19 protein-coding genes are annotated in these 21,020 nt (G+C 57.6%); 5 read left to right on the top strand and 14 right to left on the bottom strand.

The window, feature by feature from the left end; all coding sequences use genetic code 11:
* Positions 1-4: 4 nt before the first annotated feature.
* From PSV26_RS01270 to rfbB, 11 genes are all read right to left on the bottom strand, one after another.
* Positions 5-1,021: an NAD-dependent 4,6-dehydratase LegB gene (locus tag PSV26_RS01270; protein ID WP_300566686.1), complete on the bottom strand. Its 1,017-nt coding sequence runs from the start codon at positions 1,019-1,021 to the stop codon at positions 5-7.
* Complete coding sequence (locus tag PSV26_RS01265; RefSeq protein WP_300566683.1) at positions 1,005-2,804, bottom strand: ABC transporter ATP-binding protein; 1,800 nt, start codon at positions 2,802-2,804, stop codon at positions 1,005-1,007. Before PSV26_RS01265 ends, PSV26_RS01270 begins: the two co-directional genes overlap by 17 nt.
* Positions 2,805-2,897: 93 nt before the next feature.
* Complete coding sequence (locus tag PSV26_RS01260) at positions 2,898-4,136, bottom strand: class I SAM-dependent methyltransferase (RefSeq protein WP_300566680.1); 1,239 nt, start codon at positions 4,134-4,136, stop codon at positions 2,898-2,900.
* 37 nt (positions 4,137-4,173) lie between these two features.
* The gene (gene gmd, locus PSV26_RS01255) at positions 4,174-5,262 is read right to left on the bottom strand and encodes a GDP-mannose 4,6-dehydratase (RefSeq protein WP_300566677.1); all 1,089 of its coding nucleotides are present in this window, start codon (positions 5,260-5,262) and stop codon (positions 4,174-4,176) included.
* 12 nt (positions 5,263-5,274) lie between these two features.
* On the bottom strand, positions 5,275-6,723 hold the full coding sequence (locus PSV26_RS01250; protein WP_300566674.1) for a mannose-1-phosphate guanylyltransferase/mannose-6-phosphate isomerase: 1,449 nt from the start codon (positions 6,721-6,723) through the stop codon (positions 5,275-5,277).
* A 100-nt stretch (positions 6,724-6,823) separates the two neighbouring features.
* Positions 6,824-7,993 carry a nucleotide sugar dehydrogenase gene (locus PSV26_RS01245; RefSeq protein WP_300566671.1) on the bottom strand — a complete coding sequence of 390 codons (1,170 nt, stop codon included), beginning with the start codon at positions 7,991-7,993 and terminating at the stop codon, positions 6,824-6,826.
* Positions 7,994-8,422: 429 nt separating this feature from the next.
* Positions 8,423-9,298: a hypothetical protein gene (locus PSV26_RS01240; RefSeq protein WP_300566668.1), complete on the bottom strand. Its 876-nt coding sequence runs from the start codon at positions 9,296-9,298 to the stop codon at positions 8,423-8,425.
* Positions 9,299-9,340: 42 nt separating this feature from the next.
* Positions 9,341-9,886, bottom strand: a complete 546-nt coding sequence (gene rfbC / locus PSV26_RS01235) for a dTDP-4-dehydrorhamnose 3,5-epimerase (protein ID WP_300566664.1) — start codon at positions 9,884-9,886, stop codon at positions 9,341-9,343.
* A complete protein-coding gene (gene rfbA, locus PSV26_RS01230; protein WP_300566661.1) occupies positions 9,883-10,770 on the bottom strand; it encodes a glucose-1-phosphate thymidylyltransferase RfbA in 888 nt (295 codons plus the stop codon). The genes rfbC and rfbA overlap by 4 nt, the downstream gene beginning before the upstream one ends.
* Positions 10,771-10,780: 10 nt before the next feature.
* A complete protein-coding gene (gene rfbD / locus PSV26_RS01225) occupies positions 10,781-11,677 on the bottom strand; it encodes a dTDP-4-dehydrorhamnose reductase (protein WP_300566658.1) in 897 nt (298 codons plus the stop codon).
* The gene (rfbB, locus tag PSV26_RS01220) at positions 11,674-12,744 is read right to left on the bottom strand and encodes a dTDP-glucose 4,6-dehydratase (protein ID WP_300566655.1); all 1,071 of its coding nucleotides are present in this window, start codon (positions 12,742-12,744) and stop codon (positions 11,674-11,676) included. The genes rfbD and rfbB overlap by 4 nt, the downstream gene beginning before the upstream one ends.
* Here rfbB and PSV26_RS01215 point away from each other — a divergent pair.
* Positions 12,743-12,949: a hypothetical protein gene (locus tag PSV26_RS01215; RefSeq protein WP_300566652.1), complete on the top strand. Its 207-nt coding sequence runs from the start codon at positions 12,743-12,745 to the stop codon at positions 12,947-12,949. The genes rfbB and PSV26_RS01215 overlap by 2 nt on opposite strands.
* On the opposite strand, the gene PSV26_RS01210 is transcribed toward PSV26_RS01215, so the two are convergent.
* A complete protein-coding gene (locus PSV26_RS01210) occupies positions 12,899-14,896 on the bottom strand; it encodes an SDR family oxidoreductase (protein ID WP_300566649.1) in 1,998 nt (665 codons plus the stop codon). The genes PSV26_RS01215 and PSV26_RS01210 overlap by 51 nt on opposite strands.
* A gap of 232 nt (positions 14,897-15,128) precedes the next feature.
* Between PSV26_RS01210 and PSV26_RS01205 the strand changes: the two genes are divergently transcribed.
* The 4 genes from PSV26_RS01205 to PSV26_RS01190 all read left to right on the top strand — a co-directional run bounded on the left by PSV26_RS01205 (position 15,129) and on the right by PSV26_RS01190 (position 18,636).
* A complete protein-coding gene (locus tag PSV26_RS01205; RefSeq protein WP_300566646.1) occupies positions 15,129-15,650 on the top strand; it encodes a phasin family protein in 522 nt (173 codons plus the stop codon).
* A 173-nt stretch (positions 15,651-15,823) separates the two neighbouring features.
* Entirely contained in the window at positions 15,824-17,119 is a 1,296-nt protein-coding gene (locus PSV26_RS01200; RefSeq protein WP_300566643.1) for a patatin-like phospholipase family protein, read from the top strand.
* Positions 17,120-17,156: 37 nt separating this feature from the next.
* Positions 17,157-17,816 carry a TetR/AcrR family transcriptional regulator gene (locus PSV26_RS01195; protein ID WP_300559788.1) on the top strand — a complete coding sequence of 220 codons (660 nt, stop codon included), beginning with the start codon at positions 17,157-17,159 and terminating at the stop codon, positions 17,814-17,816.
* 46 nt (positions 17,817-17,862) lie between these two features.
* Positions 17,863-18,636 (top strand): hypothetical protein, encoded by a 774-nt coding sequence (locus PSV26_RS01190; protein ID WP_300566640.1) that lies wholly within the window; start codon positions 17,863-17,865, stop codon positions 18,634-18,636.
* A gap of 77 nt (positions 18,637-18,713) precedes the next feature.
* Here PSV26_RS01190 and PSV26_RS01185 read toward each other — a convergent pair whose 3' ends face one another.
* Both PSV26_RS01185 and PSV26_RS01180 read right to left on the bottom strand, forming a co-directional pair.
* Positions 18,714-19,811, bottom strand: a complete 1,098-nt coding sequence (locus tag PSV26_RS01185; RefSeq protein WP_300566637.1) for a M14 family metallopeptidase — start codon at positions 19,809-19,811, stop codon at positions 18,714-18,716.
* Positions 19,808-21,004 carry a M20 aminoacylase family protein gene (locus PSV26_RS01180; protein WP_300566634.1) on the bottom strand — a complete coding sequence of 399 codons (1,197 nt, stop codon included), beginning with the start codon at positions 21,002-21,004 and terminating at the stop codon, positions 19,808-19,810. Before PSV26_RS01180 ends, PSV26_RS01185 begins: the two co-directional genes overlap by 4 nt.
* Between the last annotated feature and the right edge of the window lie 16 nt (positions 21,005-21,020).

Here is a 21,020-nt window from a genome sequence, read left to right as displayed (position 1 = left end):
TCATTCAAAGGTTGTAAATGTCCGTCTTGTAAGCACGCAGATTGTCTGGCTTTGTGAACCAGACGGCAGTCTCAGCCAGACCGCGCTTGAATCCCTCACGCCCTCCGTATTCAGGTTGCCAGCCAAAGAGTTCCTTTGCCTTGGCATTGCCGGCCCATAGTCGCTCGACTTCCGAGTTTTCGGGGCGCAAGCGGGCTTCGTCAGTCAGAATCTCGATCTCCGCATTCATGACTTCGGCGATTAGCCGGGCGGTCTCACCAATAGAGATTTCGAAATTACTGCCGAGGTTGACAACCTCGCCCAAGCCCTGATCTGAATTGAGTATGGCGATAAAACCCGCGACCGTGTCCTGCACGAAATTGAAATCGCGCGTGGGAGACACCGCACCCAGCTTGATCTGCCGTTGCCCTTTGGCGATCTGAGTAATGATTGTCGGAATTACGGCGCGCGCGGACTGGCGCGGTCCATACGTGTTGAAGGGCCGCGCAATAACCACGGGCAGCCCGAAGGATGCGTAGAACGAATACGCCAGCTGATCTGCTGCTATCTTGGTGGCAGAGTACGGCGACTGACCTTGCAGTGGATGCTCCTCGGTGATGGGTACAAAACGTGCCGTGCCATAGACTTCGCTGGTTGATGTATGGACCACTCTTTTGACGCCAAGCTCGCGCGCCGCCTGCAGCACGTTCAGAGTTCCCTTGATATTGGTATCCACATAGGTGTCAGGCGAGTGATAGGAATAAGGGATCGCGATAAGGGCTGCCAGATGAAGTACCACGTCACAATCCGTCATTGCCATTTTGACGCCGTGCGGGTCACGAATATCACCGGAAAAAACTTCGATCTTGTCTTTTACATCCTGCGCGCACTGATCAAGCCAGCCCCAGGAATTGAAGGAGTTATAGAGAACGAAAGCGCGCACCGTATGTCCCTGCCGCACCAGCTCCTCGGTCAGGTGGGATCCGATGAAACCGTCCGCGCCGGTGACGAGAATTCTTGATGTTTTAGACTGGATGTTCATTTGTACTTACTGTCTGCTCGACAATATCCTGATAACTGCCACTGCGCTTGATTTGGCCGTCGCTCAAGTCGACGACATGGGTGCAGTTCTGGAGAGTTGTAAGGCGATGGGCAACGATGAGCACCGTGATTTCTTCACCCAGATTCTCGATTGCTTCCATAACCGCCAATTCGGTCTCGTTGTCAAGCGCACTCGTAGCCTCGTCAAACACTATAACGTCAGCCTTCTTGTAGAGTGCACGGGCAATGCCTATGCGCTGCCGCTGCCCTCCTGACAGACGCACGCCGCGCTCACCGACGACCGTGTTGTATTGCTGGCTCCAGGAATCGATGTCCTGGGCAATCTGGGCTTTCTGCGCTGCTTGCCTAACTCGGGCGTGATCAATTTGATCCAGCGGCATCCCAAAGGCAATATTCTCCGCAATAGTGGCGTCAGCCAGAAAGATGGCCTGAGGCACATGCGCAATATGCGACTGCCAGGCGCGGTGATTTTGAGGGGTTATATTCACACCGTCGACGGCCAGGCTGCCCGCGACAGGATGGAGCAAACCCATGATGAGATCCAGCAAGGTGCTTTTCCCACTTCCCGTAGTCCCCATGAATCCAATGCGACTTCCTTTCGGGATATCGAGATCAACGCCCTGCAATACCCACGGCGTCCCCGGCGTATAACGAAAGGCCAGCTGGTTCAGCGTAATTCTGTCCTTGAATGCAAGGGGCGCAACTGGCGGTGCGTCGGCATGCTCGGGAAGCGGTTGATCAAGCAAGTCCAGCGCATCACTCAGCGAAGCCTGGGCACCAAGCATGGAAGTCCAACTGGAATAGGCTTGTTGCAATACAGGCAACAGGCGCTGCGCGCCAAGCGCGAGTGCGCCAAGAACAGGGATGGCATTGGCAATACCGCCCGGCCGGCCAACCATCGACAAGGCAAGTGCAGAAATGAGAACCATCCCCAACGCTTCGATGGCGAAGCGAGGACTGCTGCTTATGATTTGCACGTTTGCAGTGGCGCGGCGTAGCGGCAAGTCCGCGCTACGGTAAATACTGCAATATGCAGCTTGCGTGCCGTCGATAAGAACGTCACGAATTCCACCCAAGCCTTCCTGCAAAGCCTTGACAACCTGATTCTGCTCACGGCTGATGCGTTGTCCATCTCGCATGAGGCGTTTCTTGGTGACAAGAATCACCAAGGCATAAATGGCGCCAAAACCCACAAAGGCGGCAAAAGCAATCAGCGGTTCAATTGCAAGCAAGGCAACCAAAATGGTGAAGAGCATCAAACTGGAGCTGAGGATGGTGAGTGCGGGAAGCACCATCTGATGCACGACGATGTTTGCCTTGTTGGTAATCCCTGCGATGACCTCACTGCTATTGCGTGCGACGTGCACCGCATAGGGTTGATACAAGGTTCTTCGGTAAATGCTGATACTGAAGTCTGCCCCGACGGCATGACCCAGCCGGATTTGAGCCCACAACAAAACCAGTCGTATGACACCTGAAAAAAGTGCTCCCATGGCAAAAGCGATGGTCAGGGGCAGCAGCAGTTGTTTTGGCTCGGTAAGGCCCAGGGCCTGGATAAACGGTTGGGTAAGCGGGTGAGCGAACACCCTCTCCGGTGCTGTGAGCACCCCCAAAAAGGGCAGCACAGCACCGATGCTCACGGCCTCGGCAAAGGACGCCAGGATCATGAGCAAAAACAATAAGCCGAATTGCACCCGACGCCGCGGATCGATGTGATGCCAAAGGCGACGGAGCAACGCGGGAATGGGGTGAAAGTGCTGCAAGTTAATTAGGAAGGAGATGTAGATTAGTCTGACTCCGTCAGGACGCACTGCTCTGACGCGCCAAGACCCATACGAAGCAAGCCTGTGCCGCCATCAGATTTTAACAATCTCAAACTTGGGCAATGGGAAAACGAGACTCCTGCCTTTCATCGATGGCAGAGATTCAAAAAAGGCTCTGAAATGCCAGGGCAGGACCAGCAGGTAATCAGGGTTCGATGCCAGCACCTGCTGCTCCGGCACCAGCGGAATATGAGTCCCGGGAGTAAAAGACCCGAACTTGTCCTCATTGACTTCACCAATTTCGCGGACCAGGTTTTCATCTATTCCAAAATACTGCAGCAGGACATTTCCTTTGGTGGACGCACCCAATCCACACACGGTTTTTTCGCTTCTTTTAGCTTCCTCAAGGAAACTCATCAGGGCAGCACGTGCCTCCTCCACACGAATCTTGAACGCATCAAACGCCTGGGTGCTGTCAAGTCCCAGAGCCACTTCATCCGCCAGAATCTTGTTGAGCCACTCAGCATTGACCGGGCGTTGGGAATCACGCTTGGCTGCCACGATGGAAAAGCTGCCGCCGTTGACCTCATTGAACTCAACATCCAGAACCTTAAGACCCGCTTTGTCGGCTATCCAGTTGATCTGCTTCAGAGCATAAAACTCAAGGTGTTCGTGGCAAATGGTGTCGAAAGAGTTGGTTCGGAGCATCGCCGGCAGGTAGCTTTGCTCGAAGATCCAGACTCCCTCGTCGGCAAGCGACCCTTCAATTTCACGAGCAAAAGCAATGGGATCCTCCAGGTCATAAAACATGGAAAATGAAGTAATGACTTTGGCCTTTTTGTCAGCCAGTTTGGCAGCGATTGCCTTGGCGGAAAAGAAATCGGCGATGAGTGTTATTTCAGCGGGGTAATACGAAGCGAACTTGATGCCCGTCGGGTCCACTCCGATGAGACGGTATTGATCCTGCGGATAGGCGAGCAGGGTTGTGGCATCGTTGCTGCCGATATCAACGACCATGTCACCGGGTTCCAGGACTCCCATGGCGAGAATTTTTTTAACCTTTGAGTGCAGGTGGCGAACCATGCTTGCATTCAATCCCGAGCGATAGCCGTAATTGAGGCCATACATCTCGCTGAGATCGTAGCTTTGTTTGAGCTGCACCAGGCCGCATCCATCCACGGAGGAGCACTTGACCAGTTCCACCGGACCAGATGTAACTTTCTCAGAGCGGGAATTGGGAAACACGCCAGTCAAGGCTTGCTCCCCCAAAGCCATCACTGTCGTTAATTGCGCGCCGCCACAGATACGGCATTTTGAAATGGTTTTGAACATCGCTTAATTCCTAAAATTGAGGGCAGCAGAAGATGATTTATTCATGGTAGTCCAGCGACTGATAGCCGTGACGCTTGACCAGTTCGTCCCGTTCTGCCGATTTGAGATCTTCCCTGACCATCTCTGCTACAAGTTCTTTGAATGTGATTTTGGGTGTCCAGCCGAGCTTTTCTTTTGCTTTGGAGGCATCACCAAGCAAAGTTTCCACCTCGGTAGGCCGGAAGTAACGGGGGTCCACCGCCACGATGCACTTTCCAGTGGCGTCGTAGCCCTTTTCCTCCACACCCCCCCCCTCCCAACGCACATTGATACCAAGTTCCTCGGCTGCAAAATTCACAAAATCCCGCACGCTGTACTGCATGCCGGTAGCTATGACGAAGTCCTCAGGCGTATCCTGCTGCAACATCAGCCACTGCATTTCTATGTAATCCTTTGCGTGCCCCCAATCCCGCTTTGCATCGAGGTTTCCCAGATATATCCGGTCCTGCAAACCCAGCTTGATGCGGGCCATGGCTCGCGTGATTTTCCGGGTAACGAAATTTTCGCCACGTACCGGTGATTCATGGTTGAAAAGGATTCCGTTGCACGCGTACATTCCATAAGCTTCGCGGTAATTGACGGTAATCCAGTAGGCATAGAGTTTGGCAACCGCATAGGGGCTGCGCGGATAAAACGGCGTCGTCTCACGCTGCGGAATCTCCTGAACCAAGCCGTACAGTTCTGAAGTGGAAGCTTGGTAAAAACGCGTTTTACGCTCCAGGCCCAGAATGCGAATCGCCTCAAGAATGCGAAGCGTGCCAATTCCGTCGACATCTGCCGTGTATTCAGGACTTTCAAAGCTCACGGCCACATGACTTTGCGCGGCGAGGTTGTAGATTTCATCGGGCTGAGTCTGCTGAATAATCCGGATCAAGTTGGACGAGTCAGTCAGATCACCATGATGCAGAAACAGGCGCACCCCTTGCGTGTGAGGATCCCGATATAGATGATCTATACGCGCTGTATTGAAGGACGAGGCCCGGCGCTTGATGCCGTGCACGATATAGCCCTTCTCCAGAAGAAATTCCGTCAGATACGATCCGTCCTGCCCGGTGATGCCCGTGATCAGCGCGATCTTTGGTTTCATATCATTCACCTTTTAGTTTCGTCCGTAAGTATCTTCAAACCGCAAAATATCATCCTCACCCAAATAACTGCCGGACTGAACTTCGATTATTTCCAAAGGGATACTCCCGGGGTTGACCAACCTGTGAATCTCACCGAGGGGGATATAGGTCGACTGGTTCTCCGTGAGGAGAACGACCTTGTTGCCGCAGGTCACCTCTGCAGTTCCCTTGACCACAATCCAGTGCTCAGCCCGATGGTGGTGTTTTTGCAAGCTCAGACTTGCACCCGGCTTGACCATGATGCGTTTGACTTTAAAGCGCTGGGCTTCGTCGATGCTGTCATACCAACCCCAAGGGCGGTGAACCTTTCGATGCAGGCCAAGTTCAGCACGTTTTTGCGCATCCAGCAGTCCCACAATTTTCTTGACATCCTGGCTCTGTTTGCGATCTGCCACCAGCACAGCGTCGGCAGTTTCGATAATGACGAGGTCGCTGACACCGACTGCGCTCACCAGCCGGTTGCTGGCATGGACAAGCGTGTTGCTGGTATCTACCAGCAGCGTATCCCCTTGCGTTACATTGCCATGTGCATCCTGGGGACCGACTTGCCAAACGGCATTCCAGGCCCCCAGATCGCTCCAGCCGGCATTGAGCGGAACCATGTGCACCGGAAAGGCCGAGCCAGGGCATTTCTCCATCACCGCGTAGTCGATTGAATCACCGGGAACTGCCGTGAAAAGGGATTTGTCCGGGCGAATAAAAGGCGAGTCTATCGTTCTGCCTGACCACGCCATCTGGGTTGACTCGGCAATATCTGGCCGGAAATGCGTCAGCGCCTTGAGCCAGACACTCGCTCTCAGCACAAACATGCCACTGTTCCAGAAGAAATTGCCACTCGCCAGATAGCTGATGGCAGTTTCGATATCTGGCTTTTCCACAAATTTGGCCACCCGATATCCACCCTGAGTGCTTGCCACTTCTTCATGCTGGATATAGCCGTACCCGGTTTCGGGTGCATCCGGTGTAACGCCAAGCACGACCATAGCGCCATCGGCAGCGGCACGGATGCCCTGCTGCAATGCAGTCGTAAAGGCAACCATGTCAGTGACGGCTTGATCGGCCGGGCTCACCACCAAAATGGGATCGTGTCCATTTTGAGAAGCCTCTAAGGCGGCTAGCGCTAACGCGGGGGCAGTATTTCTTCCCGCTGGCTCAAGCAACAAGGTGGCGTCATTTTGCTCAATGTCGCGCAATTGATCCAGCGCCAGAAATCGGTGCTCCTCATTGGTGACAACCAACGCTTGCCCCAGGCGGATATCGTCCGCACCCAGTTCGTTGATACGCAAAAGTGCCTGCTGAAACAGGCTGTGAGTCCCCGAGAGGACCAGGAACTGTTTGGGAAAGCCTGCGCGCGATAAAGGCCAAAGACGAGTACCCGAACCACCACAGAGTACAACCGGCCTTACTGAAAGAACTGTCATAGGGCCAATTTTTCCAGCTCGGCGCCCGGACGCCCTCCCCGAGCGCCCACCGGCGCCGGTGCGCACTCGTCTGATCGGCCAGCTTCGCTTGTAAAAATTGTCATGAATCGCTCCCAAACAAGTCGCGGGTAAAAACTTTAGCTTCCACATCCGAGAGCATAGGCGTCATCCGGTTAGCGATTATTACATCCGACTCGCGCTTGAAAGCCTCCAGATCATTTACCACGCGGGAATGAAAGAACTCGGTTTGCTTGAGTACGGGCTCATGCACGATGACCTCAACGCCCTTGGCCTTGATTCGCTTCATGACGCCCTGGATGCTGGAGGACCGGAAGTTGTCAGAGCCCGACTTCATGGTCAGGCGATATATGCCAACCGTTTTCGGATTTTTCCGGAGAATCGAATCGGCGATGAAGTCTTTTCGCGTGGTATTCGACTCAACGATGGCATGGATCAGACTCTGCGGCACATCGCGGTAGTTTGCCAAAAGCTGCTTGGTATCTTTGGGCAAGCAGTAACCCCCGTAACCGAACGATGGGTTGTTGTAGTGAGTACCAATGCGCGGATCCAGGCCCACTCCGTCAATAATCTGTCGCGTGTCCAGCCCGTGTGTCGCCGCATAGGTATCCAGTTCGTTAAAGTAGGCAACACGCATGGCCAGGAAAGTGTTGGCAAACAGTTTGATTGCCTCCGCCTCCGTACTGTCTGTCAATAACACTGCAATATCGGGTTTTAGCGCTCCCTGCCTCAGCAAGCCTGCAAAGGTCTCAGCCCTTTCGGACTTTTCCCCCACCACAATGCGCGACGGATATAAGTTGTCGTACAAGGCGGTGCCTTCGCGAAGAAATTCGGGGGAGAAAATTATGTTGTCACACTTCAAGCGAACCTTGACACCAGAGGTGTAACCGACAGGCACCGTCGATTTCACGATCATCACTGCAGTCGGATTGATAGCCATCACATCCCGGATAACTGATTCGATGGATTCGGTATTGAAGTAATTGGTCTCGGGATCGTAGTCAGTAGGAGTTGCAATAACTACAAAATCGGCGCCCTCATAAGCGTCATTTTTGTCGAGCGTGGCGCGAAGATTGAGAGCATGGTTTTGCAGGTAGCTTTCAATTTCCGCGTCCTCAATCGGCGACAACTTCCGATTGAGCAAATCCACTTTAGACGCAACAATGTCCAGTGCAACAACTTCGTTGTGCTGAGCCAATAAAACAGCATTGGCCAATCCAACGTAACCGGTTCCAGCAATGGCGATTTTCATATTTGATTCTTTGTTTGGGGTCGCCAAATAGGTTTGCGCAATCCACCTGGGTCAAAATTTCGATTTCCGTGAATGATTCCAAAGTCAGGTGTTTGACGCGGATCGGTAGCTGCCGCATACTGACCCGGATCCCGCACACCGCCCGGTATTACTGATTCCAGTGCGAGTGATATCGCGCCACGGCTCGAGTGATCCACCCCTCGGGCGCCGGGACTGCCCGAGAAAACAGTCACGTCGCTCACCAAATTACCGGCTCATAGGTCAGCGGCACTTTTGGCTTCCAGCCTCCACAGCGACGGATAAGGGGCAACGCAGATGAGGACTGGAGCTACTGGATAGACAACGCAATCGAAGCGGCTTTACCTGACAGTGCACACCGACATGACACATGCGCATCATCATGAAAACGACAGTCCCCACTTCATGAATTTATTTGTTCAGCCCTAATGCAGCCAAAAGGCGCTTTTGTTTTCTTGCCACCTCCGGATCTTTTCCGGCTTCACGCCAAGCCTGAAGCAAGAAAACCCACAGCAACAAGGCAACGCCGCTGCCAAGCGCCGCGAGCACTGCCATCACGCTCTTTTTCGGTGCGACAGGATGGGTGGGTAATGTAGGCGGCTGTACCACCGTGTCACGCGTAAACCCCTTGAGAGACCGGGTAAAGGTGAGCACATCTGCTTGATAACGTGCCTGCAACTCACCCACCGCCACCATGCCGAGCCCGGCCTCACCAAACGTCAGAGGTTTATTCAAGGCGGCAGCCCCCTGCGCAGTTAGCCTACCGAGAAGGTTGTTGACCGACTTCAGCGACTCGTTCGCAAATACCAGTCGCCGCTCCAACTCAGCGCGCTCCTGCTCCCCTGGCACGCTACTTTTAAGCCAGCTGTCAATAACCGCATTTGCGATGCCTTGCGCGCCGCTGGGTTTATTGGCAGTCACTTCGAGACGAAGCAATCCATCCTTGCCTACCGTAGTCTTAATTTGACTCGCCAAGTCCGCTCTGGCAAATTGCAGCGGTTGTCCCGCGTATAACTTAAGCGACTCAATGACCGGATCCAATACTACCGGCGAAACCATAAGCGCAGCGGCTTGCGTAGTCTGTGCTGCCGTCACTGCCGCGCTTGCTGTTGGCGTGGCTAGAGACAAGATCGCCTGACTGGTAAAGCTCTGCGGCAACGTGTAACCAAAACCCAACGTCAAAAGCCCAACGGCAATAGGCCCCAAAATCAACAACTTGAGATTTTTTGATGCCACGATCAATAGATCAAGCAGGCTCAGACCTTCTTTTTCTGTATCCAATTCCATCATTCACCCCTAATTGCTTATTATCTACGGAAATCAGATCACTCAAACACTCGAGACTCCGCTAAAAGAGGTGCCTTCCTGATCTTTGATCGACAGCTTTGGAAGGCTACCACCCAAAGGCCACTCGATAGCCAGAACAGGATCATTCCAAGCGATGCAGCGTTCATGACGTGGGTTGTAGTAGTCACTGGTTTTATACAAAAAATCTGCTGTGTCGCTCAAAGTAAAAAACCCGTGCGCAAAGCCTGGAGGAATCCAGAGTTGGCGTCGATTTGCTTCAGACAGCTCTACGCCCACCCACCGCCCAAACGTGGCCGATGACCTGCGCAGGTCGACCGCCACATCGAACACAGCGCCGCTTACAACCCTCACCAACTTTCCCTGTGATTGCTCTATCTGGTAGTGCAAGCCACGCAGTACACCCCTCCCTGACCGCGAGTGATTGTCTTGAACGAACTGAACGCCCATCCCCGTGGCTTCTTCAAATGTCTTCTGATTGAAGCTCTCGAAGAAGAACCCGCGCTCGTCACCAAATACTTTGGGCTCAAGAATCAGAACATCTGCGAGACAGGTCGCTGTCACTTTCATACTGGGTCACCCTCCCTAAGCAGCCCGGTCAAATATTGCCCATACCCGCTCTTAACGAGAGGCTCGGCCAGCCTTTCGAGTTGTGCGTTGTCAATAAATCCGTTGCGCCAGGCTATTTCCTCCAGGCAGGCAATTTTGAGACCCTGCCGATGCTCCAGCGTTGCAATGAACTGCCCAGCCTCCATTAGACTGTCGTGGGTTCCCGTGTCCAGCCACGCGTAGCCCCGTTGCATGATTTGCACCTTGAGTTGAGCCCGCTCGAGATAGGCCTGATTGACGGAGGTGATTTCAAGTTCGCCGCGCGCACTGGGTTTAATCGATTTGGCGATCTCGACAACCTGGTGATCGTAGAAATACAGGCCAGTGACGGCGTAATTACTTTTCGGTCGCAGCGGTTTCTCCTCGATGCTAACCGCCTTTCCGGCCGCATCGAAAGATACGACGCCGTAGCGTTGAGGGTCCTGTACGTGGTAGGCAAAGACCGTGGCGCCAACTTCCTGCAGGTCAGCCTCCATCAGCAATTTGTGCAGGTCGTGTCCATAAAAAATATTATCGCCGAGCACGAGCGCACTGGGTGCGCCAGACAGGAACTCTTCGCCAAGGATGAAGGCCTGTGCCAATCCGTCGGGGCTGGGCTGCACGGCGTACTGCAGTTTCATACCCCACTGCGAGCCGTCACCTAGCAGTTGCTCAAAGCGCGGCGTATCCTGCGGCGTGCTGATGATGAGCACCTCGCGGATACCTGCGATCAACAAGGTACTCAGGGGGTAATACACCATCGGCTTGTCATACACCGGCAGCAGTTGCTTGCTGATGGCAAGCGTGGCGGGGTGCAGGCGGGTGCCGGAGCCGCCAGCGAGGACAATGCCTTTGCGTTGAGTCATGAATGGGATTTCAGGTAATTTCGGTCAGCATGCGGGCGATGCCCTGCTGCCATGCGGGAAGGTACAGGCTAAAGTTATCCTGAAGTTTAGCGGTGTTCAGGCGGGAATTTCGCGGGCGGATGGCCGGCGTGGGAAAGGCCGTCGTTGGGATCGGGTCCACCGTGGAAGCGGATGCCTTAAGGGCGAGGCCGGTCTTGGACGCGCAATCGAGCACGAAGCGCGCATAGCCATGCCAGGAGGTCTCACCGGCGGCTGCCAAATGGTAAATGCCGGCAAAACGCCCAGCAGCGCCGGTCAGTACGCTGCGCACCATGTGAGCCGTGACATCAGCCAACAACTCTGAACTAGTCGGTGATCCGAACTGGTCGTCGATCACCGTCAGGCGATCACGCTCTTTTCCCATACGCAGCATGGTTTTTGCGAAGTTGCCACCCCGCGCCGCATACACCCAACTGGTTCGCAAAATCAGATGTTTCGCGCACCGGGCCACAATGTGCTGCTCGCCTTCAAGCTTGGTCCGACCATAAACATTAAGCGGACCGGTAGGGTCGTTTTCTTCCCACGGCTTGCTCCCGCTACCGTCGAAAACATAATCGGTCGAATAATGAACCAGCCATGCGCCGACAGCGCTAGCGGCTTCGGCAAGTACGCCCGGCGCTTCGGCATTCACCACATGTGCGGTCGCCGCATCGCTCTCGGCTTTGTCAACCGCGGTGTAAGCCGCGGCATTGACGATCACATCGGGTCGGACCTGGCGCACTGTCGCGCTGATCCCGGCGAGATCGGCGAGATCACCGCACAAATCCGCGCTGCGCCGATCCAGCGCGATGACTTCGCCAAGGGGCGCCAGACTTCGCTGCAACTCCCAGCCAACCTGGCCGTTTTTTCCAAGAAGCAGGATTTTCATGCAGCGATCACGCCGGAATAGTGTGCGTCCACCCAGTCCTTGTACGCCCCGCTTTGAACATGTGCCACCCACTCCGCATGGGCCAGGTACCATTGCACCGTCTTGCGTATGCCGGTTTCGAACGTCTCGGCAGGTTTCCAGCCCAACTCGCGCTGGATTTTTCCGGCGTCGATGGCGTAACGGCGGTCATGCCCCGGGCGGTCCTTGATATAGCTGATCTGCTCGCGGTAATGTTTTCCATCAGAGTGCGGCCGAAGTTCGTCGAGCAGGTCGCAGACGATGTTCACAATAGCGATGTTGGGCTTTTCGTTCCAGCCGCCCACGTTGTAGACCTCGCCTGCCCTGCCGGCTTCGAGTACACGGCGGATCGCGCTGCAATGGTCTTTCACATAAAGCCAATCGCGCACCTGCATGCCGTCGCCGTAGACCGGCAGCGGTTTTCCAGCCAGTGCATTGACAATCATCAGCGGAATCAGCTTTTCCGGGAAGTGGTAGGGGCCGTAGTTGTTGCTGCAGTTGGTGGTGAGCACCGGCAAGCCATAGGTGTGGTGGTAGGCACGCACGAGATGATCGCTGGCGGCCTTGCTAGCTGAATACGGGCTGTTGGGCTCGTACCGGTGTGTTTCCGTGAAGGCGGCTTCCGTGGGAGCAAGTGAGCCGTAAACCTCGTCGGTTGACACATGCAGGAAGCGAAAGCCGGCCTTGGCTTCAGTGCCCAAGCCATTCCAGTAGGCCCGTACGGCCTCCAACAGCCGGAAGGTGCCAACGATGTTGGTCTGGATGAAATCTTCCGGGCTTGAGATGGAGCGGTCGACATGGGATTCGGCCGCAAAATTGATGATGGCGCGCGGCCGGTGCCGGGCCAGCAGTTCGCCGACAAGAGCGCTGTCACCAATGTCGCCCTTGATGAAAACATGCCGCCGATCGTCCTGCAATGTCGCCAGGGTTTCCATGTTGCCAGCGTAAGTGAGTTTGTCCAGATTGACGACCGGCTCGTCATGCTCGGCCAGCCAGTCAAGAACAAAATTGGCACCAATGAAACCCGCGCCGCCGGTAACCACAATCATGAGCCTGTCCCTCTATGTCTCTATAAACCTGCGCCGCTTGACGCCCGCCTGCATTATGCCTTTGGCGCTCATGCCAGCATTCATCATGGTTGCCAGCAGCAAAAACAAAAAATCGCCCCCTGGGAGCGATTTTCTGGATAGGCCGCAAGAACGCTCAGAAATGAATCCCACGCATCATCTGCTGCAGCGCTACAGCTTCCGGTGACAGCGTCTGCTTGACCGGCTTGTCCCCCGGCTTGCCCCCCTTGGCCGCCGATGAATCGGGAAACATGCGAAAGCTGGTGTTCATGGCGATCTGCGCCACGCGCGGCAGCAGCGCATGCAGCACCTGGCCGGCAATGCCCAGGCGGGTGGCAATTCGCACCGGCTTGAAGATGCAGGCCTGGGCCACCAGGTCGGCGGCTTCTTCCGGGCTCAAGGTCGGCACGTTGTTGTAGAGATTGGTCGGAGCGATCATGGGCGTGCGCACCAGTGGCATGTTGATGGTGGTGAAGGTGATGCCCTGATCGGCAAACTCGCTGGAAGCGCAGCGTGTCCAGGCGTCCAGAGCCGACTTGGAGGCCACGTAGGCCGAAAAGCGCGGCGCATTGGTCAACACACCGATCGAGCTGATATTGACCACATGGCCCTTGTGTCTGGCGACCATGCCGGGCAAAAAGCCCATGGTGACGCGCAGGCAGCCGAAGTAGTTGAGCTGCATGGTGCGCTCAAAATCATGAAACCGGTCATAACTGGCCTCGATGGCGCGGCGAATCGATCGGCCCGCATTGTTGATGAGGAAATCAACGCCACCGTGTTTCTCGATCAGCGTCTGCACAAAGCGGTCGCAGTCGGCCATGTCGGCAATATCGGCCGGGTAGGCGATGAAGTGGTAGCCCTTGGCCCGGGCCTCCTTGCAAGCCTCGTCGAGCTTGTCCTGGTCGCGGCCGCAGATGATGGTGACGGCGCCGGCTTCTGCAAACTTGTGGGCCGCCGCGAGCCCAATGCCGGAGGACCCCCCGGTGATCAGCACCACCTTGCCGCTGACGGTGCCCTTGAGCGAGCGGTCGATGTGCAGGTCGGGGTCGAGATGACGCTCCCAATAGTCCCACACGCGCCAGGCGTAGTCTTTCAGGTTGGGGCATTCAACGCCTGAGCCCTTGAGAGCGGCAAGCGTTTCGCGGCAGTCAAAACGCGTGGGGTAGTTCACAAAGGTCAGCATGTCCTCGGGCAGGCCGAGGTCGGCCATGATGGCATTGCGCACGCGACGCACCGGCGCCAGGGCCATCAGGCTTTTCTTGACGCTGCGCGGGATAAAGCCTAGCAGGGCCGCATTGACGAACAGGTTCATCTTGGGCGCATGCGCAGCCCGACTGAAGATGTCGAGCACATCACCGACACGGTAGCCCACCGGATCGACAAGGTGGAAGCACTTCTTGGCAATGCTGGTCTTGTGGCTGATGACGTCCAGTGCATCGACGACAAAATCGACCGGCACGATGTTGATGCGGCCGCCTTCCAGGCCGACAGCCGGCATCCACGGCGGCAGCAGCTGGCGCATGCGCTGGATCAGCTTGAAGAAATAATAAGGACCGTCGATCTTGTCCATCTCGCCGGTGGTACTGTCGCCCACCACCATAGCGGGCCTGAACACAGTCCAGGGCACCTTGCACTCCTTGCGCACGATCTTCTCGCTCTCATGTTTGGTCATGAAATACGGGTGCTCGTAGTTCTCGGCCTCCTCGAACATGTCCTCGCGGAACACGCCTTCGTACAAGCCGGCTGCGGCGATGGAGCTCACATGGTGGAAATGCCCGGCCTCGATGGCCTTGGCGAACTCGACCGTGTGGCGGGTGCCGTCCACATTGACGGCAATCTGGCTTTCCTCGTCGGCGCTCAGATCGTAAACAGCCGCGAGGTGGTAGAAATGGTCAATCTGGCCTTTGAGTTTTTTGACGTCCTCGCTCGAAACGCCCAGTTTCTTCACCGTGAGGTCGCCATGAACAGCCACGGCCCTGGCGGCGCTGACACCCCAGTAGTCACGCAAGGCTTCGACCTTGCCGGCACTTTCCTTGCGGATGAGGAAATACACCGTCGCACCCTTGCGCGCCAGAAGCTTTTTGACCAGCCGTTTACCGATGAAGCCGGTGGCTCCGGTGACGAAATACTGCATTGTGTTCTCCGCAAGACAACTTTGGACCAGCGTTGATTCTTGCCCAAACCCTGCTGCCTGCCGGTCAGCAGAAACCCGTGCTCGACCCGTTCGGCAGCGCTTTTCCGTAGGGGCGGATCACTAGCGTTTTAGGAGCGAACACCTAAACCTGTACGCCTGCAACGCTTATATTTTGCTCTACCCGTCGCCGATGGCGACACCCCCGCCATCCACCTATCGACAGGAGTCCCCCATGGTCAAGAAACTGCAAAAAATGAGCGCCGACAAAAAATCCGGCCCCCAACTCTCGGGCGCGGTAAAGGAGTCCGCCCAGCAGATCTGGCTGGCCGGCCTGGGTGCTTTCTCCAAGGCTCAGGAAGAAGGTGGCAAGGTTTTCGAGACCCTGGTCAAGGAAGGCCTGTCCATCCAGCGCAAGACGCAGGCTGTTGCCGAAGAGAAGATTTCCACCGCCACCAACAAGATGGCATCCATGGCGACGGACATCACCTCGAAAGCCGGCACCCAGTGGGACAAGCTGGAAAACATTTTTGAAGAGCGTGTCGCGAAGGCCTTGAACAAGTTGGGCGTGCCCTCTGCCAAGGATGTGGATGCACTGATCGCGCGGATCGATGAGCTCAACAAGAATGTACAGCAGATGGGCGCCAGGTCGGCCGCCCCCAAGCCAGCGCCACGCGCCGCAGCCAAAGCCGCCGCCGGAAAGTCCGCAGCGCGCAAACCGGCCGCCAAACGTGCGCCGGCTCGCAAATCGGCCTGACGCCGGGGGCGCCTGACGCCTTGACCCCCACAGGACGTTGATGCGTCCTTTTTTTTCGCCCACGCCCGCCCCAGGGATTGCTGCATAGCAGCAAATTCGTGAGGGCCCGCGGTCTACACTTCCGATCCATGACTTCAGCCAGGCCTCCCAGACAGCGTCAACCAGCCTCCAAGGTGAATAGAGCGGCACGGACCGCCGCCGCGCCGCGTATCGCTCTGGCCCTGGCCGGCGGCGGGCCGTTGGGCGCGATTTATGAAATCGGTGCACTGTGTGCGCTCGATGAATCGCTGCAGGGACTGGCGCTGACCAAATTGCATCACTACGTGGGCGTATCGGCCGGTGGTTTTATCGCGGCTGGCCTGGCCAACGGCATGACACCACGCGAGCTGTGTGCCGCTTTCATTGAAAACGACCACCAGGCCTCCGAGGTGTTCGACCCCGCCTGGCTGATGGTGCCGGCCTATGGCGAATTCCTGCGACGCAGCATCATGCTCCCCGGCCTGGCGGCGACAGCCCTGTGGCGCGCCACTGTCGGGCGCAAGCCCCTGCTGAACGCGCTCGAAAAGCTCGGCCCGGCCCTGCCGACGGGCATTTTTTCAAATGAAGAGGTCGACCGACGCCTGGCCCTCCTGTTTTCCAAGGCGGGGCGGACCAACGACTTCCGCCAGCTCAAGACGCGGCTCACGCTGGTGGCCACCAACCTGGACAGCGGCGACGCCGCACCTTTTGGCCAGCCCGGCTGGGACCACGTGCCGATCTCCAAAGCGGTGCAGGCCAGTTCGGCCTTGCCGGGACTATTTCCCCCGGTGGAGATCGACAATCACTACTACGTGGACGGTGCGCTGAAGAAGACCCTGCATGCCGGGGTGGCCATGGACGGCGGCATTGACCTGATGTTGTGCCTCAATCCGCTGGTGCCATTTGACGCGACCAGCGCGCCACAGCTGTCGATGGGGCAACGCGTGATGAAGCGCGGGCTGCCCAGGGAGCGGCAGGCCATCCCGCGCATCGTCGATGGCGGCCTGCCGGCGGTGCTGAGCCAGACTTTCCGCTCCATGATCCATTCCCGACTGGAACTGGGCATGAAACACTACGAACACGCCTACCCCGACACCGACATTGTCCTGATCGAGCCCGACCACCGCGACGCCGAGCTGTTCCTGGCCAACACCTTCAGTTACGCCCAGCGCCGCCAGCTGGCCGAACACGCCTACCAGAAGACCCGCGACATGCTGCGCTCGCGCAAAACCACGCTGTCGGCCAAGCTCGCACGCCACGGCATCTCGCTCAACCTGGAGGTGCTGGAAGACTCACGTCGCCATCTGGTCAACGAACGCCCCCCAGCCTCCCGGTTTGGGCGCGCCATCCATTCTCTGGAGGAAATCATGGAGGACCTGAGCCACGCCCTGCAGGCACCGGCGACCGGCGCCGCCCGACGCTCGACTTCCCTACTTCCAACCCCCGGATGACTGGGTTAGAGTCGAACAAATATACGAGGTAGACACCATGGCGAAAAAAGCGCCGCGCCGAACTGCTGAACGCATCCTGGAAGTGACGCTTGATCTGTTCAACCGTTTTGGCGAACCCAATGTCTCGACCACGCTGATCTCGGCCGAGCTGGGCATCAGCCCCGGCAACCTCTACTACCACTACCCCGCCAAAGACGAGCTGATCAACTCCCTGTTTGACCGATACGAACGCGCCCTGAGCGAGCTGCTCAATGCCAGCGACAGCGTGCGCGATGTCGAAGACGCCTGGTTTTTCATGCACACGCTGTTCGAGCTGATCTGGCAATACCGCTTTCTGTACCGCGATCTCAACGACCTGCTCAGCAAGAACCGCCGGCTCGAGACCCATTTCCAGTGGGTACTGAAAAACAAGACCCGCTCGGTCAAGACCATGCTCGACAGCATGAGCCGGGCCAACACCGTCAGCATCGACTCGCGCGAAGTCGAGGCCACCGCCACCAGCATGGTGGTCGTGCTGACCTACTGGCTGAGTTTTGAATACGTGCGGGACCCGCGCAACGCACTGGAGCCGGAAAACGCGCAGGCGGCCCTGCTGCGAGGTGCGCACCATGTCCTCAACCTGCTGATTCCCTACCTCGAGCAGGGCCAGCGCATGCACCTGCAGGCCCTGGTGGGCGCCTACACCAGCCCCGCCTGACCCCGATTTTTCAGCCAGCCAACAATAAATTCCAAGGAGACGACCGATGGGCAAATGGACTACTTTCCCCCACGCTGGTGACTATGCATTTGATGCCGCCAGCCTGAAAAAAAACTGGGCCCGCCTGCACCAGGGGGACTGCGAGCCCCTGCCCAAGGACGCTGCCGCGCTGCAGGCCTGGGTGCTGTTTCACAACGGCGAATTCCAGAAGGCGGCCGAAGCGGGCCTGAAGGCGGGCGGCGCCGGCATCACCGTGGCCAACAAGGCCACGTCGATTTACGCCAACTACCTCGAGAGCAGGGAAAAGACCAAACTCGAGCTGTTCATGGAAGTCGCCCAGCGCGCCGAAGCCCAGCAGGCAGCTGACCCCCAGAACGCCAACGCCTGGTACTGGCAGGCCTACGCTCTCGGGCGCTACAGCCAGGGCATCAGTGTGGCCAAGGCCCTCGCACAGGGTCTGGGCACCAAGGTGAAAAATGCCCTTGAGCAAGCCATCAAGCTCTGCCCCAAACATGCTGACGCGCACATTGCGCTGGCCGCCTTTCATGCCGAGGTGATTGACAAGGTCGGCTCCCTGATTGGCGGCATGACCTACGGCGCCAAGAAAGACGCGGGCCTGTCCCTGTTCAAGGAGTCCCTCAAGCTCAACCCCGGCTCGGCCATCGCCATGATCGAATATGCCAATGGCATGGTGATGCTGGAAGGCGACAAGCGGATGAAGGAGGCCACCAAGCTCTACGAACAGGCCGCCGCCAGCACACCGATGGACGCGATGGAGCGGCTTGACGTGGAGATGGCCAAGGCTGAACTGGAAGACTGAGCCCAAAAAAAAGGCGCAACCGCTCTGTTTTTTATAGCTGGTTGCGCCCGTGTATCAAGGGCTGGGGCCCGAAAAGACTATGAAGTCAGGCCATCCACCGCCTGGAACAGCGACTCCCGTGCCTGGCTGATGATCTGTTCTTTCCAGGCTTCGGTGTCCACGTAAAACGCATCCATCATCTGCTGCTTGATCTGCGCCGCCAGCGCCGGTGACGCCTCGGGGTGGACATTGAGCCAGTGTTCGGCGCGCAGGGCCTGCATCATCTCGAAAGGCGGCAGGGTGCCGTACTCCATCGCAATGCCGGTGTATTCCGCGTCGGGGCACTCGTCGTAGATCGAGGTCCACATCAGGCCCGTCAGGAAGGCCGAGCTCGACGAGCCGTCGTAGATCGAGGTCACCGGGGTCGCCCCGCCGCCGCCCCACCAGGCACGCGCCCGGGCCAGGGCCGCTTTGTCATCGCGGCAGGCGCAAATGCGTTCGCCGACACCGCTGGGACCCAGGCCGGTGTGGATGTCAATCCATGCCACCCGCCCGGCCCGGCGCGCATAGGTCTGCAGCACCTTGCGCAGGGTCTGGTTGCTCCAGGTCGGCGCGGTACCGCCGAAAAACAGGCCCTCGGGGAATTCATGCTGACCGCGCGTGATGGCTGCCTGGTAGGCGTCCATGCCCCGGCTGGCGATGTAGTGGTCGGTGGCCACCTTGTTCTCGTCGTTGGGCGGCCACTGCTCGGGCAGCAACAGCGGCTGCAGTTCGCGGTAGGCCTCGTTGACGGGCAGGGTCTGCGAGAAGTCATGGAAGTTGCGGTTCAGGTCCACGTTTTCATGGGTGGTGCGCCGGATGTGCGAAAAACCATAGGGGTTGAGCGCATGCACATACAGCACCGCCACCCCCTGCGCTTTGGCCTTGGCGCGCCATTCAGTGTCCCGCAAGGCAGCCACCTGCACGCCGGAGCCGCAATAACCTTCGACGCCATGGCAGGCGCTGGTGAGAATGAGCAGCGAACCGGCGTCGGCCGGGCCGTCCAGCACCACGTCCATGGCCAACACTTCACCCTCGCGGCCGGCTTCGGGGTGCTGTTGGGAATCGACTTGCAGGCCGGCCGCAGCGGCCGCGGCCAGAAATTTGCCGCGCGCCTCGGCATAAGAGCCGGAAAAAGCTTCCGTGACTGCGCTCATGCGGCCTCCCTGGCCAGCCAGCTTTCGCTCAGACGCACCCAGAAGGTCGCGCCTAGCGGGATCAGGTCGTCATTGAAGTCATAACTCGGGTTGTGCAGCATGCACGGCCCGCCGCCATGGCCCATCTCGCGGTGGGCGCCGTCGCCGTTGGCGATGAAGACATAAGAGCCCGGTTTGGCCTGCAGCATGTAGGAAAAGTCTTCCGCTCCCATGGTGGGTTCCTGGGCGATCACGTTGGCCTCGCCGACGATCTCGGCCATCACCTTGCGCGCGAACTCGGTTTCCTTCGGGTGGTTGATGGTGGGCGGGTAGTTGCGCACAAACGCGAATTCGCACTGGGCATCATGCGCAGCGCACAGGTGCTCGGCGATCTGCTTCATGCGTTTTTCAATCAGGTCCAGCACTTCGAGGGTGAAGGTGCGCACCGTGCCTTGCAGCTCGCAGCTGTCCGGGATCACGTTGGTGGCCTCGCCGGCATGGATCATGGTGACCGAAATCACGCCGGCATCCACCGGCTTCTTGTTGCGGCTGATGATGGTCTGGAAGGCCTGCACCATCGCGCAGGCCACCGGCACCGGGTCGACGCCGTTGTGCGGCAACGCGGCATGGCCGCCCTTGCCGCGAATGGTGATCTTGAACTCGTTGCTCGAGGCCATCACCGGGCCGGTGCTGGCGGCAAATTTGCCGACCTGCGTGCCCGGCCAGTTGTGCATGCCGAACACCGCATCCATGGGGAACTTGTCGAACAGGCCGTCCTTGATCATCTCGCGCGCACCGCCGCCGCCCTCCTCGGCCGGCTGGAAAATCAGGTAGACCGTGCCGTCGAAATTGCGGTTTTTGGCAAAGTGCTGCGCAGCGGCAAGCAGCATGGCGGTGTGGCCGTCATGGCCACAGGCGTGCATCTTGCCCTGGGTCTTGCTGGCGTGTTCAAAGGTATTGAACTCCTGCATCGGCAGCGCGTCCATGTCGGCACGCAGGCCGATGGCGCGGCTGGACGTGCCGTTCTTGATGATGCCGACCACACCGGTCGTGCCCATGCCGCGGTGGATGGGAATGCCCCATTCGGTCAATTTTTGCGCCACCACATCGGCGGTGCGGACTTCTTCGAAACACAACTCCGGGTGGGCGTGGATATCGCGGCGCACAGCGGCAATGCCGGCGGCCTGGGTGACGATGGAATCAATGACTTTCATGAGAACCTTTGGGTGA

Source organism: Polaromonas sp. (genome assembly GCF_029945685.1).
GTDB lineage: Bacteria > Pseudomonadota > Gammaproteobacteria > Burkholderiales > Burkholderiaceae_C > Polaromonas.
The sequence above is the reverse complement of the archived record's forward strand: the minus strand, read 5'-3'. Positions and strand labels throughout refer to the sequence as shown.

Excerpts from the sequence above, each read along its gene's own strand:
- PSV26_RS01210 (WP_300566649.1), bottom strand. The coding sequence starts at position 14,896 with ATGCAGTATTTCGTCACCGGAGCCACCGGCTTCATCGGTAAACGGCTG.
- PSV26_RS01250 (WP_300566674.1), bottom strand. The coding sequence starts at position 6,723 with ATGACAGTTCTTTCAGTAAGGCCGGTTGTACTCTGTGGTGGTTCGGGT.
- PSV26_RS01205 (WP_300566646.1), top strand. The coding sequence starts at position 15,129 with ATGGTCAAGAAACTGCAAAAAATGAGCGCCGACAAAAAATCCGGCCCC.
- rfbB (WP_300566655.1), bottom strand. The coding sequence starts at position 12,744 with ATGATTGTGGTTACCGGCGGCGCGGGTTTCATTGGTGCCAATTTTGTT.
- PSV26_RS01270 (WP_300566686.1), bottom strand. The coding sequence starts at position 1,021 with ATGAACATCCAGTCTAAAACATCAAGAATTCTCGTCACCGGCGCGGAC.
- PSV26_RS01180 (WP_300566634.1), bottom strand. The coding sequence starts at position 21,004 with ATGAAAGTCATTGATTCCATCGTCACCCAGGCCGCCGGCATTGCCGCT.
- PSV26_RS01215 (WP_300566652.1), top strand. The coding sequence starts at position 12,743 with ATGAGCCTGTCCCTCTATGTCTCTATAAACCTGCGCCGCTTGACGCCC.
- rfbA (WP_300566661.1), bottom strand. The coding sequence starts at position 10,770 with ATGACTCAACGCAAAGGCATTGTCCTCGCTGGCGGCTCCGGCACCCGC.
- gmd (WP_300566677.1), bottom strand. The coding sequence starts at position 5,262 with ATGAAACCAAAGATCGCGCTGATCACGGGCATCACCGGGCAGGACGGA.
- PSV26_RS01195 (WP_300559788.1), top strand. The coding sequence starts at position 17,157 with ATGGCGAAAAAAGCGCCGCGCCGAACTGCTGAACGCATCCTGGAAGTG.
- PSV26_RS01185 (WP_300566637.1), bottom strand. The coding sequence starts at position 19,811 with ATGAGCGCAGTCACGGAAGCTTTTTCCGGCTCTTATGCCGAGGCGCGC.
- rfbC (WP_300566664.1), bottom strand. The coding sequence starts at position 9,886 with ATGAAAGTGACAGCGACCTGTCTCGCAGATGTTCTGATTCTTGAGCCC.
- PSV26_RS01240 (WP_300566668.1), bottom strand. The coding sequence starts at position 9,298 with ATGGAATTGGATACAGAAAAAGAAGGTCTGAGCCTGCTTGATCTATTG.
- rfbD (WP_300566658.1), bottom strand. The coding sequence starts at position 11,677 with ATGAAAATCCTGCTTCTTGGAAAAAACGGCCAGGTTGGCTGGGAGTTG.
- PSV26_RS01190 (WP_300566640.1), top strand. The coding sequence starts at position 17,863 with ATGGGCAAATGGACTACTTTCCCCCACGCTGGTGACTATGCATTTGAT.
- PSV26_RS01245 (WP_300566671.1), bottom strand. The coding sequence starts at position 7,993 with ATGAAAATCGCCATTGCTGGAACCGGTTACGTTGGATTGGCCAATGCT.
- PSV26_RS01260 (WP_300566680.1), bottom strand. The coding sequence starts at position 4,136 with ATGTTCAAAACCATTTCAAAATGCCGTATCTGTGGCGGCGCGCAATTA.